At 60.6% G+C, this 22,590-nt stretch carries 22 protein-coding genes; 9 read left to right on the forward strand and 13 right to left on the reverse strand.

Features of this window, described 5'->3' with window-relative positions; all coding sequences use genetic code 11:
• Positions 1 to 437 precede the first annotated feature (437 nt).
• The 4 genes from BTO02_RS05395 to BTO02_RS05410 all read left to right on the forward strand — a co-directional run bounded on the left by BTO02_RS05395 (position 438) and on the right by BTO02_RS05410 (position 4,231).
• Positions 438 to 845, forward strand: a complete 408-nt coding sequence (locus tag BTO02_RS05395; RefSeq protein WP_198039192.1) for a DUF3304 domain-containing protein — start codon at positions 438 to 440, stop codon at positions 843 to 845.
• A 2-nt stretch (positions 846 to 847) separates the two neighbouring features.
• Positions 848 to 2,338, forward strand: coding sequence for a T6SS phospholipase effector Tle1-like catalytic domain-containing protein (locus BTO02_RS05400; protein WP_083614994.1), 1,491 nt, complete (start codon positions 848 to 850; stop codon positions 2,336 to 2,338).
• Positions 2,335 to 2,994 carry a hypothetical protein gene (locus tag BTO02_RS05405; protein WP_075156164.1) on the forward strand — a complete coding sequence of 220 codons (660 nt, stop codon included), beginning with the start codon at positions 2,335 to 2,337 and terminating at the stop codon, positions 2,992 to 2,994. Before BTO02_RS05400 ends, BTO02_RS05405 begins: the two co-directional genes overlap by 4 nt.
• 205 nt (positions 2,995 to 3,199) lie before the next feature.
• Positions 3,200 to 4,231, forward strand: coding sequence for an aldo/keto reductase (locus BTO02_RS05410; RefSeq protein ID WP_075156165.1), 1,032 nt, complete (start codon positions 3,200 to 3,202; stop codon positions 4,229 to 4,231).
• A 138-nt stretch (positions 4,232 to 4,369) separates the two neighbouring features.
• Here BTO02_RS05410 and BTO02_RS05415 read toward each other — a convergent pair whose 3' ends face one another.
• Entirely contained in the window at positions 4,370 to 5,245 is an 876-nt protein-coding gene (locus BTO02_RS05415; RefSeq protein WP_083614995.1) for a LysR family transcriptional regulator, read from the reverse strand.
• A 101-nt stretch (positions 5,246 to 5,346) separates the two neighbouring features.
• Between BTO02_RS05415 and BTO02_RS05420 the strand changes: the two genes are divergently transcribed.
• Positions 5,347 to 5,940, forward strand: a complete 594-nt coding sequence (locus BTO02_RS05420; RefSeq protein WP_075156167.1) for a LysE family translocator — start codon at positions 5,347 to 5,349, stop codon at positions 5,938 to 5,940.
• Between the two features lie 57 nt (positions 5,941 to 5,997).
• On the opposite strand, the gene BTO02_RS05425 is transcribed toward BTO02_RS05420, so the two are convergent.
• The gene (locus BTO02_RS05425) at positions 5,998 to 6,888 is read right to left on the reverse strand and encodes an AraC family transcriptional regulator (protein ID WP_075156168.1); all 891 of its coding nucleotides are present in this window, start codon (positions 6,886 to 6,888) and stop codon (positions 5,998 to 6,000) included.
• A gap of 141 nt (positions 6,889 to 7,029) precedes the next feature.
• Here BTO02_RS05425 and BTO02_RS05430 point away from each other — a divergent pair, with 141 nt between their 5' ends.
• Positions 7,030 to 7,806, forward strand: coding sequence for an SDR family NAD(P)-dependent oxidoreductase (locus BTO02_RS05430; RefSeq protein ID WP_075156169.1), 777 nt, complete (start codon positions 7,030 to 7,032; stop codon positions 7,804 to 7,806).
• A 5-nt stretch (positions 7,807 to 7,811) separates the two neighbouring features.
• On the opposite strand, the gene BTO02_RS05435 is transcribed toward BTO02_RS05430, so the two are convergent.
• From BTO02_RS05435 to BTO02_RS34130, 4 genes are all read right to left on the reverse strand, one after another.
• Positions 7,812 to 8,435 carry an ankyrin repeat domain-containing protein gene (locus tag BTO02_RS05435; protein ID WP_075156170.1) on the reverse strand — a complete coding sequence of 208 codons (624 nt, stop codon included), beginning with the start codon at positions 8,433 to 8,435 and terminating at the stop codon, positions 7,812 to 7,814.
• A gap of 84 nt (positions 8,436 to 8,519) precedes the next feature.
• Positions 8,520 to 10,010, reverse strand: coding sequence for a catalase (locus tag BTO02_RS05440; protein ID WP_075158616.1), 1,491 nt, complete (start codon positions 10,008 to 10,010; stop codon positions 8,520 to 8,522).
• A gap of 94 nt (positions 10,011 to 10,104) precedes the next feature.
• Entirely contained in the window at positions 10,105 to 10,377 is a 273-nt protein-coding gene (locus tag BTO02_RS34125) for a hypothetical protein (protein ID WP_156883751.1), read from the reverse strand.
• Positions 10,378 to 10,532: 155 nt separating this feature from the next.
• Positions 10,533 to 10,709 (reverse strand): hypothetical protein, encoded by a 177-nt coding sequence (locus BTO02_RS34130; protein ID WP_156883752.1) that lies wholly within the window; start codon positions 10,707 to 10,709, stop codon positions 10,533 to 10,535.
• A 58-nt stretch (positions 10,710 to 10,767) separates the two neighbouring features.
• Between BTO02_RS34130 and BTO02_RS05450 the strand changes: the two genes are divergently transcribed.
• Both BTO02_RS05450 and BTO02_RS05455 read left to right on the forward strand, forming a co-directional pair.
• Positions 10,768 to 11,439: a heavy metal response regulator transcription factor gene (locus BTO02_RS05450; protein WP_075156172.1), complete on the forward strand. Its 672-nt coding sequence runs from the start codon at positions 10,768 to 10,770 to the stop codon at positions 11,437 to 11,439.
• Positions 11,436 to 12,920 (forward strand): heavy metal sensor histidine kinase, encoded by a 1,485-nt coding sequence (locus BTO02_RS05455; protein ID WP_075156173.1) that lies wholly within the window; start codon positions 11,436 to 11,438, stop codon positions 12,918 to 12,920. Before BTO02_RS05450 ends, BTO02_RS05455 begins: the two co-directional genes overlap by 4 nt.
• 151 nt (positions 12,921 to 13,071) lie before the next feature.
• Here the strand turns inward: BTO02_RS05455 and BTO02_RS05460 are convergent, their stop codons facing one another.
• The 5 genes from BTO02_RS05460 to BTO02_RS05480 form a co-directional block, all read right to left on the reverse strand.
• Entirely contained in the window at positions 13,072 to 14,256 is a 1,185-nt protein-coding gene (locus tag BTO02_RS05460) for a porin (RefSeq protein WP_332262258.1), read from the reverse strand.
• A gap of 212 nt (positions 14,257 to 14,468) precedes the next feature.
• Positions 14,469 to 16,112 (reverse strand): HAL/PAL/TAL family ammonia-lyase, encoded by a 1,644-nt coding sequence (locus BTO02_RS05465; RefSeq protein WP_075156175.1) that lies wholly within the window; start codon positions 16,110 to 16,112, stop codon positions 14,469 to 14,471.
• 420 nt (positions 16,113 to 16,532) lie between these two features.
• Positions 16,533 to 17,243 (reverse strand): UTRA domain-containing protein, encoded by a 711-nt coding sequence (locus BTO02_RS05470; protein ID WP_075156176.1) that lies wholly within the window; start codon positions 17,241 to 17,243, stop codon positions 16,533 to 16,535.
• Between the two features lie 133 nt (positions 17,244 to 17,376).
• Complete coding sequence (locus BTO02_RS05475) at positions 17,377 to 18,381, reverse strand: ornithine cyclodeaminase family protein (protein WP_075156177.1); 1,005 nt, start codon at positions 18,379 to 18,381, stop codon at positions 17,377 to 17,379.
• An 87-nt stretch (positions 18,382 to 18,468) separates the two neighbouring features.
• Positions 18,469 to 19,767 (reverse strand): MFS transporter, encoded by a 1,299-nt coding sequence (locus BTO02_RS05480; RefSeq protein ID WP_075158617.1) that lies wholly within the window; start codon positions 19,765 to 19,767, stop codon positions 18,469 to 18,471.
• 358 nt (positions 19,768 to 20,125) lie between these two features.
• Between BTO02_RS05480 and BTO02_RS05485 the strand changes: the two genes are divergently transcribed.
• On the forward strand, positions 20,126 to 21,007 hold the full coding sequence (locus BTO02_RS05485; protein ID WP_232243458.1) for an SGNH/GDSL hydrolase family protein: 882 nt from the start codon (positions 20,126 to 20,128) through the stop codon (positions 21,005 to 21,007).
• A 22-nt stretch (positions 21,008 to 21,029) separates the two neighbouring features.
• Here BTO02_RS05485 and BTO02_RS05490 read toward each other — a convergent pair whose 3' ends face one another.
• Both BTO02_RS05490 and BTO02_RS05495 read right to left on the reverse strand, forming a co-directional pair.
• Positions 21,030 to 21,449, reverse strand: a complete 420-nt coding sequence (locus tag BTO02_RS05490; RefSeq protein WP_075158618.1) for an RDD family protein — start codon at positions 21,447 to 21,449, stop codon at positions 21,030 to 21,032.
• A 208-nt stretch (positions 21,450 to 21,657) separates the two neighbouring features.
• Positions 21,658 to 22,479, reverse strand: a complete 822-nt coding sequence (locus BTO02_RS05495; RefSeq protein ID WP_075156179.1) for a sulfite exporter TauE/SafE family protein — start codon at positions 22,477 to 22,479, stop codon at positions 21,658 to 21,660.
• Positions 22,480 to 22,590: the final 111 nt, after the last annotated feature.

Here is a 22,590-nt window from a genome sequence, read left to right on the forward strand (position 1 = left end):
AGGTTCAGGAATTTTCGAAGGGTGGCCTCAGCAGAGATGAGTGCTGTGCGCTGGTTCCAGGCGCGGGACAAACCATGATTGTCGAATGGCGCGTCGGTCGCCGCGAAGACAGCGAACGGGAGTGGGGGAAATTTAGAAAATCGATTGTCGTTAGAGGCGAGACGTCAAGCGATCCGAAGTCGATGAACTATCTGGTCGTCCGCTTCTTTCCCGGACATGAGGTAGAGGCGGAGCTTATGTGGGAGTCGATGAGGCCAGACGGTGAGCCAAGTCCGCGGCTTGATCAGCTGTATTACGGGCGACGGGTTATGCGGAAAATCGGAGATTAACGAATGAGACGAATTGCTTTTCTCTTGCTTTGTATGGGGATCGTGGGACCCTTGTGCGGTTGCGCGTCTACGAAATCAAATGGCTACGTAACGGCATCCGTATACGGAGTGAACTACAGCGAAGACTATGTTCCCGATTTTTCGATTCTGACCGAATCCGGCGAGCAGACTGGTATGGGGGGCTCGCGGGTTCAGGAATTTTCTGAAGGAGGCCTCAGTGGAGAGGTGTGTTGTGCGCCGATTCCAAAGCCGGGTCGGACCACGACCGTCTCATGGCGCGTTGGTGGTCACAAAGAACCTGAAGCGAACTGGAAGCATTTCAGGAAAACCGTCGTTGTGAGGGGAGAAGCCTCGAATGATCCAGACAAGGTTAACTCGCTGGTCGTTCGCTTTTTCCCCGGCCACGAGGTGGAGGCTGAACTGATTTGTGAATCGACAGGGCCGGATGCGAGACCGAGCCCGCGGCGCGATCAGCTGTTTTATGGGCGCCTCGTTATGCGTCAAATGGGGGACTAGGAATGCAAGACTGGCTCACTGATAGTCCGATGTCCTTCTTGGCATCAATGAAGACCGCGACGCAGCTTCATGCAGAGGAATTCATGACTTGTGCGACTTGCGAACAGCGACCGTGGTTTTCCTTCTTCTTCGATGGAACAGGCAATAGTCAATATATCGACGGACCAAAGCAGAAGATGTCGAATATCGCCCGTTTGGCCGTAGGGCACGTTCAGGATAAAGGAACGCTTATTAGGCATCGATACTATCCAGGCGTAGGGACTGCACTCAACGTTACCGATTCGACCTGGTGGGAAAAGGTTCGCGATAGTGAGGTACTAGGGGCAGGTGCCGGAGTTGGTTGCGATGCGCGATTGATACGGGCGCTGACTGATTTCGAAAACGGTCTTTTATTGAACCGTAAAGTAACCCGTATCGACGTCGCCGTATTCGGCTTCTCGCGTGGCGCAACGCTCGCACGAGCCTTCGTGAACCGGGTACTCGACCAATGCAAGATGAAAGACGGGGTCCCTCACTGGCCGTGTCATACAGCGCTCGACGGCGAATCCGCGCCATTGCACATCCGCTTCCTCGGCTTGTTCGATACCGTCGAATCAATCGGCCTGCCCGCTCATAACCTGTCGGACTTGCGCTTACGCATACCCGATCAAGTAGAGCGATGCGTGCATCTGGTTGCGGGGCATGAGTTGCGCGCCTGCTTCCCGCTGACGTCTGTCGGAAATGGTAGTGCTCGTTGCGAGGAGATCGTTCTGCCTGGCGTCCACTCCGACGTCGGCGGGGGATATCAACCTGACGAGCAGGGGCGCTCTGACTCGCTCGGGCGCATTGCGTTGAATCGCATGCGTCTTGAGGCTGCGATCAGCGGCGTACCGTTTATCGCTCCGACGCTGGCGGACCAAGGCGTTAAAGACCTGTTCGAATACGACGCGAACGTAAAAGCACTGTTTGACGAATACATGAGTGCGGTGAACGCAACCGGCACCTTAGAACAGCAGCTCTTCGCCCACATGCGCCTTTACTACGGCTGGCTAAAGGTTCGCTTTGGCCGCAACCCATGCGAGCTCTACAAAGACGCCTGCTCAACGAATCCGGAGATCAACGCGCAGTTGCAGCGGATCCAGCAGTTTCATGAACGCATGAAAGTAGACGCGGACACTCTGAACTGGAGAGCCTACCTCACGCAGTTGTGGCAAACCGACCGGCCTGCATACGACCGCACGATTGCTACCGCGGGCGGCGACACGGTGGCAAACCGTCCTCTATCAGCGGCAGAGCAAGCGTATTGGGAAGCATGGCTCAATCCGCCCACGCTCTCGCGCAACCTGGTTAGTTTCTTCGACCTGTACGTGCACGATTCGCGCGCCGGATTCCTGAACATAGACAGCAGTGGCTATCTAAGGCCTCGCCGCGTTAGCGAGCCACCTTCCGCTAGCCCAGCGATACCTCAATTGCCGTCCACCCGCACACCCCAACCAACCTTATCAGCATCATGACGCAATACAAAACCAGAATCTTTCGCTCCGAAAACGGATGCATCTTCGAGGAGTTACCGGCCTACGTCATTGGCTACCACGATGACGAGGGTGAACCATGTATATGGGCCGACATAACGGAATTCGGACCCACGATTGTTTGCCACTTGTCTGCGGTAGACGCACTGATCGACATCAAGCAGAAAGAACGCGCCGGGCATCCTTCCTGGGTCATGCCTGCGTCGCAGTTGCCGCCGGAGATGCTTCGCTCAGCGGATCGGCGAGGCATGATCGCCAGAGTGCACCTCGCGTGGCCCGTCGTAAACGGGAAGTTATTGCAGGACACATCGGGCGAGCTTGGCGCTTATCGCCGGGTGATGCTCCACGTCGGAGAAGACGCGCTAACCCTGGCGTTCGACGATGGCATACTCGATCAGATCGATCGCCTCTATCAGGCGGCAGGCCTGTTTGCATGGCGAGACACGTTCGCCCACACACACAGCTGGCACCCGAAACGAATCAGCCGCGCGGCTGACATCGCACTGAAATCGATGCCCACCATCAGAGGCAAGGAGGAAGAGTGCATGGATGTGGCGCTCTTCGATCCGGAAGCGGAACGATGGCATATCGTGCCGCTCCCCGAGAAGGCCCGGGCATTCTACGATTCGATGCGCTAGAGCTGATCGCCGCCAACGACGCATCCTTCGCTATCCGGCCTTGCCGCCGCCCGATGCAATAGGACTTCATACGCAGCAGCAAGCTAAATGAAATGCAGCACGACTTCGGGCGTTGTCGTACTCTTGTCGCCTTGTTGGTCTCATTCCCGCAATGAGCGCACTGCAAATCGGCGCTCATGCAATTCGAATAACCCAAGGAGAACACATGGAATTCCGATATCTAGGCGCGTCAGGCTTCAAGGTCCCCGTGCTGAGCTTCGGCGCAGGGACCTTCGGCGGCAAGGGCGAATTCTTCAAGGCGTGGGGCGAAATCGATGTTGCCGAGGCACGCAGGATGGTCGACATCTGCCTTGAAGCCGGCGTCACGATGTTCGACACGGCAGACGTCTACTCGAGCGGCGCATCGGAGTCGATCCTTGGCGAAGCGCTCAAGGGTCGCCGCGACCAGGCCATCATCTCGACCAAAGTAACCTTCAGAGCCGACGGAGACGACGGCCCGAATCACGTCGGTTCGTCGCGCTTTCATCTGATCAGAAGCATCGACGCAGCGCTCAAGCGCTTGCAAACCGATTACATCGACCTGTTCCAGCTGCATGGCTTCGACGCGATGACGCCGGTCGAGGAAACGCTGTCGACGCTCGACGATCTCGTCAGGGCGGGCAAGATCCGATACACGGGCGTCTCGAACTTTTCGGGCTGGCATCTGCAGAAGTCGCTCGACGTGGCAGACCGTTATGGCTATCCGCGCTATGTCGCGAACCAGGCGTATTACTCGCTGATCGGTCGCGACTACGAATGGGAACTGATGCCGCTCGGTCTCGATCAGGGCGTGGGCGCGGTGGTGTGGAGCCCGCTCGGCTGGGGTCGCCTGACGGGCAAGATCCGTCGCGGTCAGCCGCTGCCCGCGACAAGCCGCCTGCATGCCACAGCGGATTCGGGGCCGCCGGTGCCGGACGAATATCTGTATCGCGTCGTCGATGCGCTCGATGCGATCGCGGAGGAAACCGGCAAGTCGGTGCCGCAAATCGCACTGAACTGGCTGCTGCAACGGCCTACCGTATCGACCGTGCTGATCGGTGCGCGCAACGAAGAGCAACTGCGCCAGAACCTGGGCGCAGTGGGCTGGAATCTGAGCGCGGAACAGATCAAACGGCTAAACGACGCAAGCAGCGTGAGGCCGTGTTACCCCTATTGGCACCAGGAAGGTTTCGCGGAACGTAACCCGGCGCCGGTATAACGGAACGCGCGCAGCGGAGGCCTTCTTAGGCGGAAGACGACAAGCGCGAGGAGACGACGAGCGGAGCCCTATCTCCGGCTATGCTCATCGTCTCCATAGATGGCGTACAAGACGCTAAACGCGCGTGCGCCTAAGCGCTCACCAGGCGAGATTTTCAGAAGGCGCCGCCGACATCGATTCGCGCACGCAGCGCGCGAACTCCAGTGCGGCCGGCTGCACCGTCGCGGGCAGTTGCAGACAGATGGCGAACGGCGGCAGAGCGGGCAAGCCGGACCCTTGCGGCGCAAGCGTTTGCAGGTCGGCTGGAACCGTCGAGGCTAGACAGGTGGTAATCGCGAGGCCCGCGCGCACGGTTGCGGCAGTCGCTTCGATGTTGCCGCTCTCGAATACCGTGTGCCACGGAATGTTCTTGCCCGCGAGCGCACCGAGCACTACTGGACGGAATGCACAGTGTTCGTCCACCATCGAGAGCGGCACAGGCCGCTTCTGCCAGGCATCGCTGCCTCGGCCGCTCACCCATACCAACGGCTCGATGCGGACCACTTCTCCTTCGGCTTCACTCGCAACATATTCAACCAACGACACGTCCACGCGGCCGGTATGCACGGCCTCGCACAAATCCGACGACGCCGCGCACACTAGCGATATCTTCACATGCGGGTGCATTTCGGCGAACGCTCTCATTGCCGAGGCAAGCGGTGAGACGAGATCGTAGGGCACGCCGACGCGCAGACCGCCGCGAAGCGACTCGCTTGTCATGTCTGACCAGATTTCGTCGTTCAACTGCAGTAATTGGCGCGCTTTGGCGAGAAACTGCTCGCCCTCGCGTGTCAATTCCAGCTTGCGCGCGTTGCGCACGAACAGCCGGTGGCCCAGCAAGTCTTCGAGGCGTCTCACCTGCTGGCTGATGGCGCCTTGCGTCATGTGAAGCAGTCTCGCGGCGACCGTCATGCTGCCGCTATCGGCGACCGTGACAAAGGTGCGGACCAGATTGAGATCGAGATTTCGGATCATCGATGCATTATGCCGCGTAATGCATCGGATTAACATTGATCGCTTTTCTGATCCATGCGTGATCCGTACAGTGCAAGTCCCGACCATCCGGACATGTGCTTATGACTTCCTCGGTCTTGCCGCTTCTCCTGTTCGTCGCCGTTGCGACGGTGACGCCCGGTGGCGCAACGATGCTGGCCACCGCGTCGGGAGCACGCTTCGGCTTTACGCGCTCGATTCCGCTCATGCTCGGCATCGCCCTGGGTCTCGCCTTGCTGGCCGCCGTTGCCGCGCTCGGGCTTGGCAGTCTGTTGCTCGCAATGCCTGCGTTGCAAACGGGCGTCAAGGCGCTCGGCTCCGCGTATCTGCTATGGCTTGCGTGGCGCATCGCGCGAAGCGGGCCGCCGAACGCAGGCACCGGCCCTGCGCGGCCGGTTACGCTCGTCAACGGCCTGCTGCTGCTGTGGCTCAATCCAAAGAGCTGGGCGATGACAGTCGGTGCGGCAGCGTCCTTCGCATTGCTGGCAAACAATCCGAATCGACTCGCGATGCTGCTCGGCGTCGCGTTCGGCCTGGCCGCCTGCGTGTCGCTGGTACTGTGGTGCGTGCTCGGCATGCTGCTTGCACGGCTGTTCCGGACGCCGCTTCACTGGCGTGTCCTTAATATCGCGTTGGGCGTGCTGCTTGCCGCATCGATCATTCCGACGTGGCGATAAACTGTTCGCGCTCGAGTGCCTGTCGGCACACCTACCGTCGAATCCATCCCACGACGATCAATTGTCCAACCTCGCTCTCGCCTGGTTCATGTCGCGCTTGGGTGGCGCACCGAACATGCGTGCGTATTCGCGGCTGAATTGCGACGCGCTCTCATAGCCCACCGCAAATGCGGCCGCTTCGGCCGCAAGCGACTGAGACAACATCAACCGCCGAGCTTCAAGCAGACGAAGCTGCTTCTGATACTGAACCGGCGTAAGCGAAGTCAGTGCCTTGAACTGACGGTGGAACGCGGAACGGCTAAGCTGCGCGACCGACGCGAGCTCGTCGATGTGAACACGGTCGGCATAGCGCCGCCGCAAGGACTGGACGGCTTGCAACACTCGATGGGAGGGGCCATCCATAAGGGCGAATCGCGCCATTTCGCCGCCGTGAGCACCCGCGAGAAGCCAGTAGCACATCTCGCGAATGATCAACGGGGCAATGGTCCGAACTGCATCGGGTGTGTCGAGCAAACGGACGAGTCGTAAAGCGCAGTCGGCGAGCGCGCCGCCGAAATCGGTCACGAGAACACCCGGGCTATTCCCTGCAACGGGTTTCGGCGGATTCTCCATCTGTTCGGCGACACTGCGCATCATGCCTGGATCGAACTCGACAATCAGCACGAGGCAGGGCTTGTCAGGCCGCGCTTCGAAGACGCGCCCAAGCGAAGGCGTCTGCACACCGACGACTAGCGCCTGACCTGCCCGGTATTCAAGCCGGCTTCCGCCGAATGTCGCCCACTTTGCGCCTTGAGCAACGATACACAACGCGGGGTTCGCGAGCCGGTAGGACGGCGGCTTGGGATTGTCGGCACGAAGAATGTAGACGCCGTCGATCGCCGTCTCGTAGGGGCTCGTTCCCGGCTGACGTTTCGTATAGCGCAGAATCGCTTTGGCCAGATCCGACATAGATTGACGACTCCAGAATGGACTCGGCGAGCATACTCCGTCGGAGCACAATTAGGCAAAAAACACGCAAGTTTAGGCATTCAATGCGGCTACCTCGTCTCGCTACAATCGCCTCACACTCAAGTTGCGAGAGAGGAAAACATGTCACACACCACAAAGAACGCTGCCGGCAAGGTAGCGATTGTCACGGGCGGCAGTCGAGGTATTGGTCGCGATACCGTGTTGAGACTGGCCGCGCGAGGCGTGCGCACGATCTTCACTTTTCGATCGAACCGCGCGGAAGCGGATGCGGTTGTTGCCCTGACGCGCGAGGCCGGTGCGCCCGGCATCGCGCTTGCACTCGACACCGGCGTAGCGAGTTCGTTCGACGGGTTCGTTGCGCGTGCAAGCGAAGCACTTGCGACAATGGGCGCCGATCGTTTCGACTTTCTGGTCAACAACGCAGGCATCTCGTCCACCGCCAGCTTCACCGAGGGTACGGAGCACGAACTCGACGCCCAGTTCGCCGTGCATTTCAAGGGCATCTTTCTGCTGACGCAAAAACTGCTTCCTCTTATCCGCGATGGCGGACGCATTGTGAATATCTCGTCCGGGCTTGCCCGCTTTGCTTTCCCGAACAGAGCCGTCTACGGTTCCATGAAGGCCGCCGTCGAAGCGCTTACGCGCTATATGGCGCTCGAGTTGGGACCGCGCCGCATCTCGGTCAATGTCGTCGCTCCGGGTCCGATCGCCACGGATTTCAGCGGCGGTATTGTCCGCGACAATCCACAGGTCAACAAGGCGGTCGCCGATCAGACGGCGCTCGGTCGTGTCGGCCTCGCGGAAGATGTGGGTCCGGTCATCGCAGGACTTCTGTCGGACGAGTTCGGATGGGTCAATGCTCAGCGTATCGAGGTGGCAGGGGGCATTCACATCTGAATCGCTTATCGCGTGGCGCCCGCGGTGCGCAGCGCGTTCGCTGCGTCGTCGCTGTCGTGCGACAGCGCGATCTGCAGCAGCGACTGGCCGCGTCCGTCGACGTGATTCGGATCCGCGCCGGCGCTCACGAGTAGCGGAATCATGTCGAGCCGGTTAAACAGCGTCGCGAAACCTAGCGCGGTTTCGCCCGCGCCGTTGGTCTGATCGATCGGGCAGTGCGCGTTCAGCAACCGGCGCGCAATGGCAGTCTCGCCTTTGAATAGCGCGCCCATCAGCGCCGTGTTGCCATGACGATCGCCTATGCATGCGTTCGCGCCCGACGACAGCAAAAAATCGAGCGCCGCCGGCTGGTGGTCGTAGGCCGCGAGAATCACCGCCGTGTAGCCGTGGCTATCGGCCGCATCGATCGGATAACCGGCATCGAGCAAGCCTTTCAGAAGATCGATGCGGCCGACGCGCGCTGCGTCGAACCAGTCGCCATCGTATTGCCGCAAGGCAACGGGATCCGCTTTGGTATAGGCCGGTTTGTCGGGCAAATGTACGCAGCCAGCCGTCGTCGCGATCGCCGCGGCAAGCATAACGCCGGCCACGGCCGAACGTGTCGCGCGAAAAGAGTATCGGGAGAACATCGTTGTCTTCTTCGGGTGCGGGCACGCACGCATGACACGTGCGAGGACAGCAGCGGGCGGCAGGCGCGCCGCCCGCACGCTGGATCAGTTGTCGCTGAGCTTCGAGGCAAGCGACTGCACTTGCTGCAGGTTCGCGTGCAGCGCATTCGCAAGACGAGTGCCGTAGTCGGCATCGGCCTTGTAGAAGTACGACAGCATCGTGTATTCGTTGTGCTCGTTCGTCACGCGGCCAAGGTCACCCGACAACGCGGTAATCAGATCGGCCTTGTCCTGCGCCGACAGGCTGCGGTAGTACTCGCCCGCCTGACCGAACATCATCTTCTTGTGAATCGCTTCCTGCTGCGTCGTGCCGCTCAGTCGCGTCCTCGTCGACTTGTATTGCGAGTCTTGCGCGATTTCGTTCATCGTCGACGGCTCATAGTTGACCTCGCCCTTGCGGTCCCCCATGTTCATCTTGCCGTCCTGGTTGTTGTTCGTGACAGGAACGATCGGACGGTTGATCGGCAAGTCCATGTAGTTCGCGCCAAGCCGGTACATCTGCGTATCGGCATATGCAAACAGACGGTCCTGCAACATGCGGTCTTCCGACGGCTCGATGCCGGGAACGAGACGCGACGGCGCGAAGGCCGATTCCTCGGTCGATTCGAAGTAGTTGTCCGGTATACGGTTCAATGTCATCGTGCCGATCTTGCGTTCGGGCACGCCATCCCAGACCTTCGTATCGTCGAGTGCGTCGTACGCGAACTTGTTCAGGTCTTCCGGTTTCAATACCTGAATGTAGAGATCCCACTTCGGATCGTTGCCGGCCTTCAAGGCGGCGTAGAGATCATCGGTATTCAGGTTCCAGTCATGCCCGATCGATGCTGCAATGTCTTGCGGGCGAATGCCGTGAACGCCCTGCAGGCTTTTCCAGTGGAATTTCACGTAATGCACTTCGCCCTTTGCATTGACGAACTTGAACGCATGAACGCCAAAGCCGTCCATATGGCGATAAGAATCGGGCATGCCCTCGTCGGTATAGAGTCGCGTCAACATGTGCGTTGCTTCGGGCGTATTGGCGAAGAAATCGAACGCAAGATTCGGATCGGCCACACCGGTTACCGCGCTCGGCTTGTTCGCATGAACGAAGTCGGGGAACTTGATGCCGTCGCGGATAAAGAACACGGGCCAGTTGATGCCGACCATGTCCCAGTTGCCTTGCTGCGTGTAGAACTTCACCGCAAAGCCGCGCGGGTCGCGCGCCTGCTCGGGCGAGCCGCGGTAGCCCATCACGGTCGAGAAGCGCACGAACACGGGTGTCTTCGTGCCCGGCGCGAAGACCACCGCTTTGGTCAGGTCGGAGATGTCGGCGGTCGGAACGAATTCGCCGAATGCGCCCGTGCCGCGCGCATGCACCACGCGTTCGGGAATGCGCTCGCGATCGAAGCGCTGCAGCTTCTCGATCAGCGCGGAGTCTTGCAGCAGCACCGGACCCTCAGGACCGGCCGTTTGCGAATTCTCGTTGTCGCCGACCGGTGCGCCCGTATCGCGCGTGAGCGTCGCCGCGTAAAGCGGTGAAGTGGCGACCAACGACATGACGACCGATACGGTGACGCGTTTGAGCGATACGAAACCACGCTTGCCGAGCGCTGCTCTATCGTTGCGTTCACGATGATTTGCTTTCAATTTTTCACCTGTCTGTTTCATGGTTGAACTCGCTTCGATCACACGGAGCGGTGTTGATATCGCGCGCAACGCGCACGGTCGATCTGCCGAACCCTGCCGCACGCTTGCGGGCAAGGACGAAGCAAACCAGATACAGCAACGCGATGCCGCGAAAGGAAGCCGTATCGAACACGGTTTGCGGAACCCGGAAAATGAAAACGAGCACTAGCACCGGCAATTGCAGCGTCAGGCACCCCGTTGCGAGAAGGGGGAGATGCGCGCGAATGCTTTGCGGCATTCTCGTACTGATTCCGGCAAAGCGCATGTTGAAAGTGTCTATGGGATTGATAGGGGGGAAGTTGCGATGAGCAGGCTAGAATCGCGAAGCTGACAAGCCAATGACGGCATGCCATCTCGCATCGAAGAAAATATTCTGTAGACCGTGCTAATTGCTTATCGGTCGATGCACTCGAGATCGAGTGCCGGCTTCGTCGAACCTGCGTCGCTGATTCTGGACGGCGGTAACTGATCGGAAGATGGCTGGAAAATGTCTTTTTTGACATCTTCGTCAAGGCGGCCATTCGTTTCGATCTGCGCTGCATAGGCAATGTTCGCGATCGCAAGCAGCATCTGTCAGCGTCGGTTATCATGGCCTCCGTCCGTGGTTTGTCGAAGGTTGCCTCTCAGCATGCGAATCCTGATTGTCGAAGACGAGCCGAAGATGGCTTCGTACCTCCGCAAGGGATTGATGGAGGCAAGCTATCGCGTCGATATGGCGGCCGACGGCAAAGACGGCCTGTTTCTCGCGCTCCACGAGAATTACGACGCGATCGTGCTCGACCTCATGCTTCCGGAGCTCGATGGGCTTGAGGTGCTCAAGCGCCTGCGCGAGCAGAAGGGCACACCTGTCCTGTTGCTAACCGCGCGCGACTCCGTCGAAGACAAAGTGGTCGGTCTCGAGTCCGGAGCAGACGACTACCTTTCGAAGCCTTTCGCCTATGCCGAATTTCTTGCGCGCATTCGCGCGCTGTTGCGCAGGCCCGCGCATTCGGTCGACACGCTTCTTACCGTCGGCGATCTGGAAATCGATCTCCTCAAACGCCGCGTGCGTCGCGCCAATGCGCGCATCGAATTGACGGCTCAGGAATTCTCGCTTCTGAAGTTGTTCGCGGAGCGTCAAGGCGAAGTGCTTACGCGTGCATTTGTGACCTCGCAAGTGTGGGACATGAATTTCGACAGCGACACCAATGTCGTCGAAGTGGCCGTCAAGCGCTTGCGCGCGAAGATCGACAATCCATTCGGAAAGAAGCTGCTGCATACGGTGCGCGGCATGGGGTATGTGATGGAGGAACGGTCGTGAGGGCGGCGAATGAAAGCTATTCGTTGCTCAGGCGCCTGACCGTCGCCTTTACGATCGTAGCGAGCGTGGTGTTGTCGCTCGCCGGAGGGCTGCTGTACCACGCGCTTTCGCGCCAGTTGAGGCAGCGCGACGATAGCGAGATCTCGGTGAAGCTCGGCGAATTCCGCCGCGAAGCGCGCAGCTTTGGCTCGACGCAGGGCGTAGCCCGGAACGGCACGTTGTTTCAGGAAGAGCTGCTTACGCATCCCGCCATCAAGTTCGCGATTCTCGATGCGGGCGGCAACGTATTGGCCGAATCCGCGGGGTCGCGACAGCACTTCACCTCGGTGGGTCCCGACAATCCAGCCGCAAACCAGCCCTATTCGTGCGATCCGCCAACGGTCGGGCCGGCGCGCTGCGTGTTCGGTGACGAGACGCTGCCGTCTAACGAAAAAATTCGCGTTCTGCTCGCGCACGAAGCCGCCGCGCGATATGCGGTGTTGAACGAGTATCGCGGCGACGTATGGATGGTGTTGCTCGGCGGCTCGATCCTGATGGGGCTGCTCGGCTATGCGATCGCAAGACGAGGCTTGACGCCCGTCAAATCGATCGGCCAGCATATTTCGCGAATCGAGGCACATAACCTCGGTGAGCGACTCGAGATCGGCGGCGGCCCGGTCGAGCTCCACGATATCGCGGTGCCGGTTAACCGCATGCTGGACAGGCTCGAGCGCGCCTTCGCTCGCCTCTCGCAGTTCTCATCGGACCTTGCGCACGACATGCGCACGCCGCTTGCCAACATCATCAGCTCGTCGCAGATCACGCTATCGCGCGAGCGCAGCACTGAAGAATACGAAGCGCTGATCGATTCGAATATCGAAGAGTGCGAACGGCTGCAGCGCATGATCGAAACGATGCTGTTCCTTGCGCGAGTCGATCATGCGGAAGAGCCGTTGAAGCCCGTTGAGCTCGATTGCGCGAGCGAATTCGCGCGGCTTATGTCTTACTTCGAAGCGATTGCCGATAACAAGGGAATCCGCTTTGTCGTTAAAGGCGCGGCGCGTGTCCACGCCGATCCGACCATGTTCCGCCGCGCCGTCAGCAATCTCGTATCGAACGCGCTCGAGTACGGCAACGCCGAATCGTACATCGTGCTATGCGCGTGCCGGGCCGGTGACCATACGGCCGTGTCCGTGACGAACGATGGCCCGATCATCGCCCCCGAGCATATCGGCAAGATCTTCGATCGCTTTTACCGCGTCAATGCCGCGCGGCAGGGATCGGCAAGGAATATGGGCCTTGGCCTTGCGATCGTGAAGTCGATCATGGAATTGCACCGGGGAAAGGTCGACGTCGTAAGCGCCGCTGGCGCGACGACGTTTACGCTGTATTTTCCGTCTGCAGCCGTCGAAACGCCGCGCAAGAGCCGTCGCGGCGCGGTTACTGGATCTCGCGCAGCGGTGCCTCTGTCTGCGGCTCGCGTGCGGAATCGCAAAGTCTGAATCGCACCGTAACATGACGATTGCGTCAGCTGTGCATACGCGCTGCTTCAAACACGATTGCCGCGAGCGTTGCCCCAAGCCGCCGTCGCGCAAGGACATCGGCCTCGAGCCGTCACCATCGCCCGAGTGGCCGACGTCCTTAAACCCGTCTTCAGAACTTGTGGCGCAACGCAAGACGCAGCACAGCCTGACGGTCGTTCGACGAATCGCCGAGACCGCCGATATTCGCCGCCGCCGCGCCGCCCGTCGAACTGACGCCCGAGGCCAGCTGGATGGCCCCGGTGAAATACACGTCAGTCCGCTTCGAGATGAAGTAGTCCGCGAGCACGGCCACCTGATGATAGTGCTGGTCGCCAAGCGAGACGCCGTGAGCTTCGACGCCCGTGCTGCTCGTGTAGTTATACGCAATGCCGGTGAAGAACGACGGCGCGAACTGCCAGCGCAAGCCTGCTTCGAGGTCGTTGAATTTCGGCGACACGCCGCCGAGCGACGCAACGTTCCCGTACTGCGTGTTCGAATACGTCAACCCGATGATCGCCGGCCCGATCGCATAGGTGGCGCCAATCGCCGCGACCTGGTACGAGCTCGCGGTGACGTAATTGCTGTTCATCGTGCCGCTCAACGAGTTCGCGCCGTTCACGTTGTCGGTGAACAGGCCCGTGCCTGCCGTGCTGCCCGTCGGATTCTTGAAGAAGTTGAAGCCCGCGCCGACCGTCAGGGGGCCGTTCGAATACGATGCACCGAACGAATAGCCGCTGCCGCCGGTCACGTTGCCCGGCTGCCCGCCAAGACTCGCTTCCGCGCCGAAGATGAAGCCGTGCAGATTCGGGCTCACATACTTGATGCTGTTATTCACGCGCAGCGTGTTGACCAGATTGTCGAGGTCGACTGGATGGCCGAAGGTGGTCGATCCGCCGATATAACCGGTGCTCGTCACCGGCTGGACAAAACCGACGACGAGGTCGTACTGCCGCCCCAGCGTGACGGCGCCGTAGTCGAGGCTGTTCAGGCCGACATACGTGGTGCGCCCGAACGGTGTGCCGCCCTGCGCGAATGCGCCGGTGTTCGCGTTGATGCCGCCCTGGATGTCGAAGATCGCAGCGAGATGTCCGCCCAGGTCTTCGGCGCCGCGAATGCCCCAGCGGCTGCCGTTCAGACCGTTGATCGAATCGAGCGTGAGCTGTCGGCCGCCAACGTTGACGCCGTTCACGACGTTCTTCGCGTTGGTATTGAACTGCACCCCTTCGTCGATAATGCCGTATAGCGTGACGCTGCTCTGTGCATGGGCCGTCACCGATCCTGCGGCCATCAGCGCCGCCAACCACCTTTTCTTCATTTTCATTCCCTTCGTCGTGTGTCGTCGTTAAAAGACGTGCGGCAGCGACGGCGTGACGACAGTCACCGCCGTTGTGATCCAGATTGCGGATTTCAGATTCGGAATTCCAGTTGGGATACCGAATCAATCAGTGCGAACCGGCAGACGGAATTTCCATCCATCACCGTGTTCGACGCGCGGCCAGACAACATATGCCGCGCGTCTCGCGCCAATCAATTGCGGTACTGCATCAGCAGCTGCGCGGCTGCCTGGAACTCTGGGGTAAAGGGGCGATCGTCGTCGCGAAACGGCACGACCTGGCGCAATGCATCAAAGAGCTTCTGCGTGTCAGGCGCAAGCGTGTATCCGCCGGCCGACTTCTGGCGCAACTCGACCGCCTGCGCCGACGAAATCAACTCGATGCCGAGCAACTGGAACGAGTTGTCGATCTGCTTGCGCACACGCTCGATCACGACCGGCGCGTTGGTCGCGATGTCCTCGATGTCGCCCGCGGCGGGCAAATAGTCCATCGAAACGGGCATCGCCAGCGCCTTGTTCGCCTCGGCGAGCGCAAGAGGCGGTTTCTCCATCGCGCCGAAGGCATGCAACGTGTGATCGGTGCCGAGGAAGCGGCTCAGATGCGTGAAGCGCGGATCGTTGAGCTTGATCACGCGCTGCGCCGACGCGAGCGACGCATGAGCCAGTGCAAGCCCCGTTTCCTCGAACGACAGCACGAAGGGCAGCGGTTCGAAGTTCGCGTTGGGCAGAATCGCGCCGTAGAGCTTGCCGGCCTTCAGGTAGCTGCGTTTCGCCTGATACAGGTCGCTGTGAGGCTTTACGCCCAACGCGACACCGGGGTTGTCGTCCGACGAGTTCAACTGGATCTCGATCAGACGCCGGTCTTCGTCGTAGCTGCGATCGATTTCGGCCAGCAGATACGGCGCATCGCGAAAGCTGAGCGGATCTTGCAACGCGCGCGCGTCATCGCGCTGCCAAAGGCTGCTGCCGGCCAGCATGCCGCGCAATTCGGCGCCGACTTTCTCGACATGCGGATACGGATGCAGCGCGAGCGAGTCTTCGAGGAACGGAGACACGTTGCCGTTCAACCCTTGCAGGCTGACCGCGTACACGAGCTTTTCGACGCGCTGCAATTGATGCAGATCGACGAGCGCGAGCGACGCCATGCCCGTTGCGTACGCATTCGAGCTCAGGATGCCGAGCGCGTCTTTTCCCCACGGACGGATCGGCGCGATGCCTGCTGCTTGCAGCGCCGCCGCGGCCGGCATCTTTTGCCCGTGGTAATAGACATCGCCTTCACCCATCATCGTGAGACCGATGTGGGCGAGGATCGTGATATCCGCTTCGCCGACCGAGCCGACGGTGGGCATTACCGGCGTGATACCCGCATTGAGAAACTGCTCGTACTTCTGTGCAACCGATAACTGCACGCCCGACCCGCCCACGAGCATCTGGTTGAGCCGCGTGGCCATCGCCGCGCGCGCGGTCCGCACATCCATGTCCGGGCCGACGCCGGCCGAATGCGCATGCAGCAGCGCCGCATTGAAGACCTTCGACGCCTCGATCACTTCCGGCGTCAGCTTGCCCTGCGCGTCGACCATTTGCCGGTCCTTGTTGAGACCGACGCCTACCGTGAGTCCGTAAATGCGTTGCCCCTGCACGGCCGCCTGAAGCAGCAGTTCGTGGCTTGCATCGACGCGCTTCGCCGCTTCCGGCGTGATTTCGACGTTCTCGCCCGCTGCGATGCTGGCGATGATTTCCGGCGTGGCTGATTTGCCGTCCAGCGCCACGGTCGCATGCGCCTGCAGCGCAGCAAGTATCAGCGCCGCACCAACCCCGCGGCGAATTGAGGTGAACATGATTAACCCTTGGTCAGCTTATCGGTGGTCTTTTGTTTTCGCCGGCGCGCTTGCGGCTTCGTCAATCACATCGGCAGGACTAAAGGTATATGTATATACAAAGCTAAGCAACCCTGTCAAAAATAAAAATCGCACGTCGTGCGTTCGGTACGGAGACCGATGCGATTCAGAATTGATCCAGATTACAAGGCGTTTTCGTGCGTCGCATGCGAGGTTGCGCGCACTGCGCAAACGTGGAGAGGTCGAACCGGCCGTTTGTGTTGTTTATACAAATCGAGGCCGGTGAAGCGCGACGGACGGACGTCAAGCGTCCGGTAAGGTGGCTGGGCTGACAGCGGCCTGGGCGGGATGTGTTGATCTGACAGCTTGCGTGAGCAGGAAGAACGCGCGGCCCGCGTTGCACGGCGCCGCGCGAAGCGGCTAGAACTTGCCGCTGAGCTGATAGCGGCTGGCGGGATGCCAGAGCACGACGTCCGTGGCGATCTTGCCGCGCACGCGCGTGCGCCGATGCAGCACGAGGCACGGTTCGCCGATTGCCATCTTCAACGCCTGCCTCACGAACGCGGGCGCCTGGCGCGCCGTCACCCAGTACTCGACGCCTTGTGCGGGGGCGATGCCGGTCATGTACTCGTTCGGTGTTTCACGATCGAACTTCTGGTCGATGTATTCGGGGAACACGAGGCCGTTCACATGGCGGTCTTCAAGCTGAATCGGCACATCGTTCTCGAAATGCACAATGCGGGAATGATAGGCGGGGCCATCGGGCGGCAGTTCGAGCGCCTGCAGCACGGCGGGGTCGTCGGTTTGCTGCAGCATCAGCAGCTTGCTCGAGTACTTGTCGCCGCGGCTCTTGATCTCTTCGGCGATGCTGCGCACTTCGATCAGCGTGGACTGGTAACGCGTATCGGCCACATAGGTGCCGCTGCCGCGAATGCGCATCAGCACGCGCTCCGTCACGAGCTCGCGCATCGCGCGGTTGACCGTCATGCGGGAGAGCCCGAATTCTTTTGCCAGTTGCTCTTCCGGGGGAATCATATCGCCGCCGCGCCACTTCTCCGCTTCGATCATATGGAGCACATGCTCCTTCAGTTGCTGGTAAGCGGGCGTGGACGTGTGGGACTTCTTGGTCATGGTGTGTGGCATTCGCGATGCACGGGATCACGATTGTATAGCGTTGATTCGATACTTCGGCGAGGCGGGCGTTATCGCGCCCACCGTAAAAAAAGCGTGCGCCCGCGCGGCGCACGGTTTTCCAGCAGAACGCTCAGGCGAACTTCAAGGTCTGGCCGATGTCGAGCCGTTTTGCCTTTTCGAGCATCGCGTGACCTAGCCCGATATCGCTAAGGCTCAGGCCGCGATGCCAGAACAGGATGGTTTCGTCGTCGTTTTCGCGGCCGGGTTTTTTGCCCGCCACGATTTCGCCGAGTTCCGCATGCAGCGTTTCTTCCGAGAGCCGGCCGCTGTCGACGTGTTCGCGCAGCGCGCCGAAGGGGAGGCCTTTGCGGCATTGGCCCCAATCGTCGACGACCATCTTGCTCATGATGTCGGTCAGCGAGAGCTCGACCGCGCTCATCGTGCCGTACGGCACGACGAACGCGCCGCGCTTGATCCATTCGGTTTTCAGCATCGGTTGCGGCTTGGGCAGACGCGACGCTTCGACGACGATATCGGCATCGCGCACGCACGATTCCCAGTCGGCGGTGACCTTGACGGGCTTGCCGAGGTCGCGCGACAGACGCTCTGCAAATGCGGTGCGGCTTTCTTCGCGGCGCGAGTGAACGCGGATTTCGTCGAAGTCGTACAGATGGTCGAGCAGGCGTACGTTCCAGTACGACGTGCCGCGCGCACCGATATGAGCGAGCACCTTGCTGTCCGCGCGCGCGAGATGTTTTGCGCCGAGCGCCGTCATCGCGCCGGTGCGCATGTCGGTAATCGAGGTCGCGTCGAGGATCGCTTTCGGCACGCCGGTTTGCGGATCGAACAGGTTCAACACCGCGAGTTCGGACGGCAGATCGTGTTTGTAGTTGTCGACGAAGTCGCCGACCACCTTTACGCCGGCAAGGCCGAGCGGATGAATCACGCCGCGCAGCACATTGAAGTGGCCTTCCGCGGAGTCGCGCGGAATCAGGTGCATGCGCGGTTCGATCACCGTTTGCCGGTTGCCCTGCGCGTGGAGCGCGGACTCGACGGCGGCGAGAATTTCGTCATTGGTCAGCGCGAGCTGTTCGACGTCCTGCCGATTCAGATAGGTCAGGTTGATGGATTGCATGAAGAAGTGTCTCCGGTTGAATCGTTCCGCCCGGCCGGCGGTTGAAATGCGGTAGCGGACAGGCGCCACGCGCGTGTTTGTGTCGGTTTATCTCGCAGTCGATGTGTTCGCTGCGTCGGGCACGTTCCCGGTGGCCGATGCCTTGAAGCGCGCGAGGTCGGCCTCCGGATGGATCAGGGCGAGCGCGGCGAGTCCCAATACCGCGACGAGCGCGCCGGCGTAGAGGTAGCCCGTGCGGAATCCGTCGACGGGATCGGCTCCGACGTCGACGATCATGCCCATCGCAAGCGGCGCGACGAGACCCGCGAGCGTGTGGATCGAATTCGTGATGCCGAGCATCGCGCCGCGCTGCGAGGCCGGCGAGATCTCGCCGATCAGCGTCGAACCGAGCGTGAAAATCACGCTGCCTGTTGAAAACGCGAGGCCGATCAGCAGGATCTTCGCGATGCCGGGCGGCACGATCGCGAAGCTTATGGCGGCAATGCCCGCGATCGCGACGCACGCGCAGCCGGGGGCCGCGCGCGACACGCGGCTCGAATAGCCGGCTTTCGACAGCGTTTGCGAAACATAGGCGAGGCAGGGTGCAAGCGCCATCTGCATGATGGAGGGCAGGGTGATGATCCACGCCGCGGACGATGGCTCGAGGCGAACCGCCTTGATCAGATAGTTGGCGAGCCACACGATGTTCAGCGCGATCATCCAGTAGGCGGCAAAGCCTGCGATAAATACGCCGATCGCGGTGCGGCTAAGAATGAGCTGGCGGTACGGCACTCGCGCGGGCGCATCGGGCTGGCCGGCGGGCGCGTCGAGCGGGCCGTCCTCGCCGAGCAGCGCCCAGGCGAGCGCCCATACCGCGCCGACGGCGGCCAACGTGCCGAAAGCCGCATGCCAACTGTAATGTTCGATGATCCATGTGATGAGCGGCGCGACGACGCCGGTGCCGAATGCGGCGCCGCATGCGACGACGCTGGTCGGCACGGCTCGGCGCTTGTCGCCGAACCACTTGTAGACGGCGTGCAGCGCAACGGGGAATGCGGGGCCTTCCGCGGCGCCCAGGATGACGCGGCTGCCGAGCATGACGGCGTAGCTGACGGTGCCGGCCATCGGCAGCAGCGCGAGCGCCCAGATGATGCTCATGCACAGCATGATGCTGCGCGTGGTGACGCGATTGGCGAGAAAGCCGACGACGACGCCCGAAATGGAAAACAGCAGGAAAAAGGCGCTGCCGAGCGCGCCGAACTGCGCGTGCGTGAGATGCAGTTCCTTGATGATGGCGGTGCTTGACAACCCTACCACTGCCTTGTCGGCAAAATTGACAAGCATGAACAGGAAGACGAGCACGACGATCATCCATGCCCGCCTGCTGCTCACTGATGAATGGACCATTCCCGGCCGCTCCGTTGTGTCGAGGGATTCGATGGCAAAGCCGTCGAGAAGGGCAACGTGGCCTGATGCCCTGCCGCCGATCAGCAGACGCAAGGTAGCAGCTTCAAAAAAATGTGTCTATACATATGATGCGGTTTGCGAGGAAGTGTGTCGCCGGAGGGTGGCGTCACGATTGGTTCGCTGCGCAATGTATATACATTGTCAGTCGCGTCAACCACATGTTCGACGAAATTCTTGACTTGGCTTAGAGAAGCTAAGAATCGTCCAATAGACGTCACGCATCCCATCGGTTAGTTTGTCGCGCGTATCTCGTTGATTCGCCTGGCGCATCGCAAGTTTTTGCGCGCCAAAGGCGGTATTGCTGCTGCTATCACTTTTCTCGCCGAAACGGCGTAGCGTCTTTTTAGTCGACCATGTTGAACTTGCTCACTATTGCCCGCGGTACAACCGTATGCTGAACCTGTACAAGGTGGCCCTCGGCCCCATTCTACTGATGCAGGCTCGCTGGTTGCGACGGACAGCATTGCGCTTGCCTGAAGCTTCTGGCCCGCGCAGCGGCATCGAGACGGGACGCGATTGCGTCACAGAGCCGCTACGCATCCTGGTTGTCGGTGACTCGTCGGCGGCGGGTGTCGGAGTGACCAACCAGGCTGAAGCATTGGCACAGCCCGTAGCAAAGCTTCTGGCGTCGATGACGGGAAGATCGGTGGCCTGGCAATTGGTCGCCAGGTCCGGCGTCAACACTAGCGAGGCGCTAGAACTACTGGCGCATAGCGATCTCGATGCGGCTGACTACCTGGTCACAGCGCTCGGCACGAATGACGTCACGTCGCAGCGCAATTCAATTCAGTTCTTGCGCGACTACGTTCTGCTCGTGGATACGCTGCGCAGACGCACTGGCGCACTCGGCCTCGTGGTGACGGGCCTGCCGCCGCTGAGAATCCTTCCTGCTGCACCTCATCCGCTGCGCTGGTATTTGGGCCGCTGTGCGATCCGGTTAGATCGGGCGTTGCGCGATTGGACCGAACGAGATCGAATGGCGCGCTATGTCTCGCTCGAGTGGGCCGCGCGCCCCGAAGACATGGCGCAGGATGGATTCCACCCGGGACCCGCACAGTATCGTCACTGGGCGGGACTCGTAGCCGAGCAGATTCACGCATTGCTCGCAAGCACGGCGCGTAATGAGGCCAACCATAGGTCAACGCCCGCTTCGACCGCAAGCGATGGGCTGGCGGTGTGATATCCGCTGGCAACCAGTCGTCTTAAACAGCGTCGTCAACGACAACCGTATTAGCCAGCCGGTCATGCAAGGCCTGCTTCCTCGCATTGAACAGTACCCAGAGAAAGCCCGCCCCACACAGGGCGAACGTCAGCAGATAGCCGAGCGTGCGCAACGTGGCTTGCTTCACCGTCATGGGCCGCCCCGTGTCGGCGTCGACAATGCGTAGCCGCGTCGCGCGCTTTCCCGGCGACGTGCCCCATACCGCCCAAAGAACGCCGGTCACGAGTATCGGAATGCATTGGCCCACTAGCATCCATATGAGCAGAGACGCGCCGGGATTACTCGTGGCCATCAGGTCGTCGAGCGAAGGTCCGAGGGGGACGAACAGGGCAATGACTGTCCACCATATTGAATCGATGAATAGCGCGCGAGCGCGCTTCGTCCAGGTCGCGTAATGCATCGGCGGTCGGCCCAAGCAGCGTTTTTAGAGAGGGAGACACGAATCGTCGGCAATTGTGCCTGTATTTGTGTGAACGTATGCGGTCGCGCGACCGATCAGGGCGTTCGACGTTGCGCATCTCCCACCGCTACCGGTTCGTCGCATCTCGCACGACAACGCGATTTCAGGCCGGTCTGCGTGGAAGTTTTAAGGAAGGGCCCTTTGCGAATCAACGTGTCCAGCATTGACCGCAGTAGGCGTCGATGGCGGGCACGACCCGTTTATCGAGCCAGCGAATCGGCACGATCAGATGGAGCAACTCGCATACGATCACGACGACCAGCAGGATGACGATCCAGCGTCGCGCCTGCCGGGAAATCGCCAGGCGCGCGCCTAACGCGCCACCGACGAGGCTGCCGAATGCCATCAAGCCGCCAACCGTCCAGTCGATGCTTTGGTGCCCGGCGAACACGAGCGTCGCGGCCAGAGCCGCCATCAGTGTGGCGAAGTTTCTGATGGCATTCGCTTCGACGAGATCGAATCCGCACGAGAGTACGAGCACGAGCAAGATGTATGTGCCGGAGTCGAGCACGATCAAACCCGCCCAGATTCCGACGACGAACAGCAGAAAGATCGGCTTGTAGTCGAGTCTGACCTCGCGCGTGCCGCCTGCGTTGAGCAGATTCTTGAGCTTCGTCAGGATCAGGATCAGCGCGGCGATCACCGCGCCCACAATGACCTTGCGCAGGTCGTGACCAGGCAGATATTCGCTTGCGAGAGCGCCGAGCACCGAGCCCAATGTCAGCGGAGCGGCGGCGATCAGCGCGGGACGCCACGGTATGGCGCCGCTGCGCGCGAGCCCCACCGTTGCGGCAAGCGATCCGACCAGAACCGGTATGCGATTGGTTGCATTGGCAACGGTGGCATGCAGACCAATCGTCAGAAGTACAGGCAGCGATACAGCGGAGCCTGAGGAGGCGACTGCATTGAGAAAGCCGCAAAACAGACCGGCAGCGATTACGACGACGACAATTTCCGCGTTGAAGGCCATGACGACGTCTCCCTTGGTTCACTGCGTGACGATCAAGGTGATTTCGGGTTCGAGCCTGCTCCATGAGATGGGGGCGGTGCGCTATGCGTCGGTTTATGTCGCTCGCATAGG

Origin of the sequence: Paraburkholderia sp. SOS3 (assembly GCF_001922345.1) — a bacterium.
Taxonomy (GTDB): domain Bacteria; phylum Pseudomonadota; class Gammaproteobacteria; order Burkholderiales; family Burkholderiaceae; genus Paraburkholderia.

Bases quoted from the DNA above. Each gene is read 5' to 3' on its own strand.
- BTO02_RS05480 (WP_075158617.1), bottom strand. From the start codon at position 19,767: ATGGTCCATTCATCAGTGAGCAGCAGGCGGGCATGGATGATCGTCGTG.
- BTO02_RS05410 (WP_075156165.1), top strand. From the start codon at position 3,200: ATGGAATTCCGATATCTAGGCGCGTCAGGCTTCAAGGTCCCCGTGCTG.
- BTO02_RS05435 (WP_075156170.1), bottom strand. From the start codon at position 8,435: ATGTTCTCCCGATACTCTTTTCGCGCGACACGTTCGGCCGTGGCCGGC.
- BTO02_RS05400 (WP_083614994.1), top strand. From the start codon at position 848: ATGCAAGACTGGCTCACTGATAGTCCGATGTCCTTCTTGGCATCAATG.
- BTO02_RS34130 (WP_156883752.1), bottom strand. From the start codon at position 10,709: ATGCTGCTTGCGATCGCGAACATTGCCTATGCAGCGCAGATCGAAACG.
- BTO02_RS05425 (WP_075156168.1), bottom strand. From the start codon at position 6,888: ATGTCGGATCTGGCCAAAGCGATTCTGCGCTATACGAAACGTCAGCCG.
- BTO02_RS34125 (WP_156883751.1), bottom strand. From the start codon at position 10,377: ATGCCGCAAAGCATTCGCGCGCATCTCCCCCTTCTCGCAACGGGGTGC.
- BTO02_RS05495 (WP_075156179.1), bottom strand. From the start codon at position 22,479: ATGGCCTTCAACGCGGAAATTGTCGTCGTCGTAATCGCTGCCGGTCTG.
- BTO02_RS05420 (WP_075156167.1), top strand. From the start codon at position 5,347: ATGACTTCCTCGGTCTTGCCGCTTCTCCTGTTCGTCGCCGTTGCGACG.
- BTO02_RS05470 (WP_075156176.1), bottom strand. From the start codon at position 17,243: ATGACCAAGAAGTCCCACACGTCCACGCCCGCTTACCAGCAACTGAAG.
- BTO02_RS05415 (WP_083614995.1), bottom strand. From the start codon at position 5,245: ATGATCCGAAATCTCGATCTCAATCTGGTCCGCACCTTTGTCACGGTC.
- BTO02_RS05430 (WP_075156169.1), top strand. From the start codon at position 7,030: ATGTCACACACCACAAAGAACGCTGCCGGCAAGGTAGCGATTGTCACG.
- BTO02_RS05450 (WP_075156172.1), top strand. From the start codon at position 10,768: ATGCGAATCCTGATTGTCGAAGACGAGCCGAAGATGGCTTCGTACCTC.
- BTO02_RS05440 (WP_075158616.1), bottom strand. From the start codon at position 10,010: ATGTCGTTGGTCGCCACTTCACCGCTTTACGCGGCGACGCTCACGCGC.
- BTO02_RS05490 (WP_075158618.1), bottom strand. From the start codon at position 21,449: ATGCATTACGCGACCTGGACGAAGCGCGCTCGCGCGCTATTCATCGAT.
- BTO02_RS05475 (WP_075156177.1), bottom strand. From the start codon at position 18,381: ATGCAATCCATCAACCTGACCTATCTGAATCGGCAGGACGTCGAACAG.
- BTO02_RS05405 (WP_075156164.1), top strand. From the start codon at position 2,335: ATGACGCAATACAAAACCAGAATCTTTCGCTCCGAAAACGGATGCATC.
- BTO02_RS05465 (WP_075156175.1), bottom strand. From the start codon at position 16,112: ATGTTCACCTCAATTCGCCGCGGGGTTGGTGCGGCGCTGATACTTGCT.
- BTO02_RS05460 (WP_332262258.1), bottom strand. From the start codon at position 14,256: ATGAAGAAAAGGTGGTTGGCGGCGCTGATGGCCGCAGGATCGGTGACG.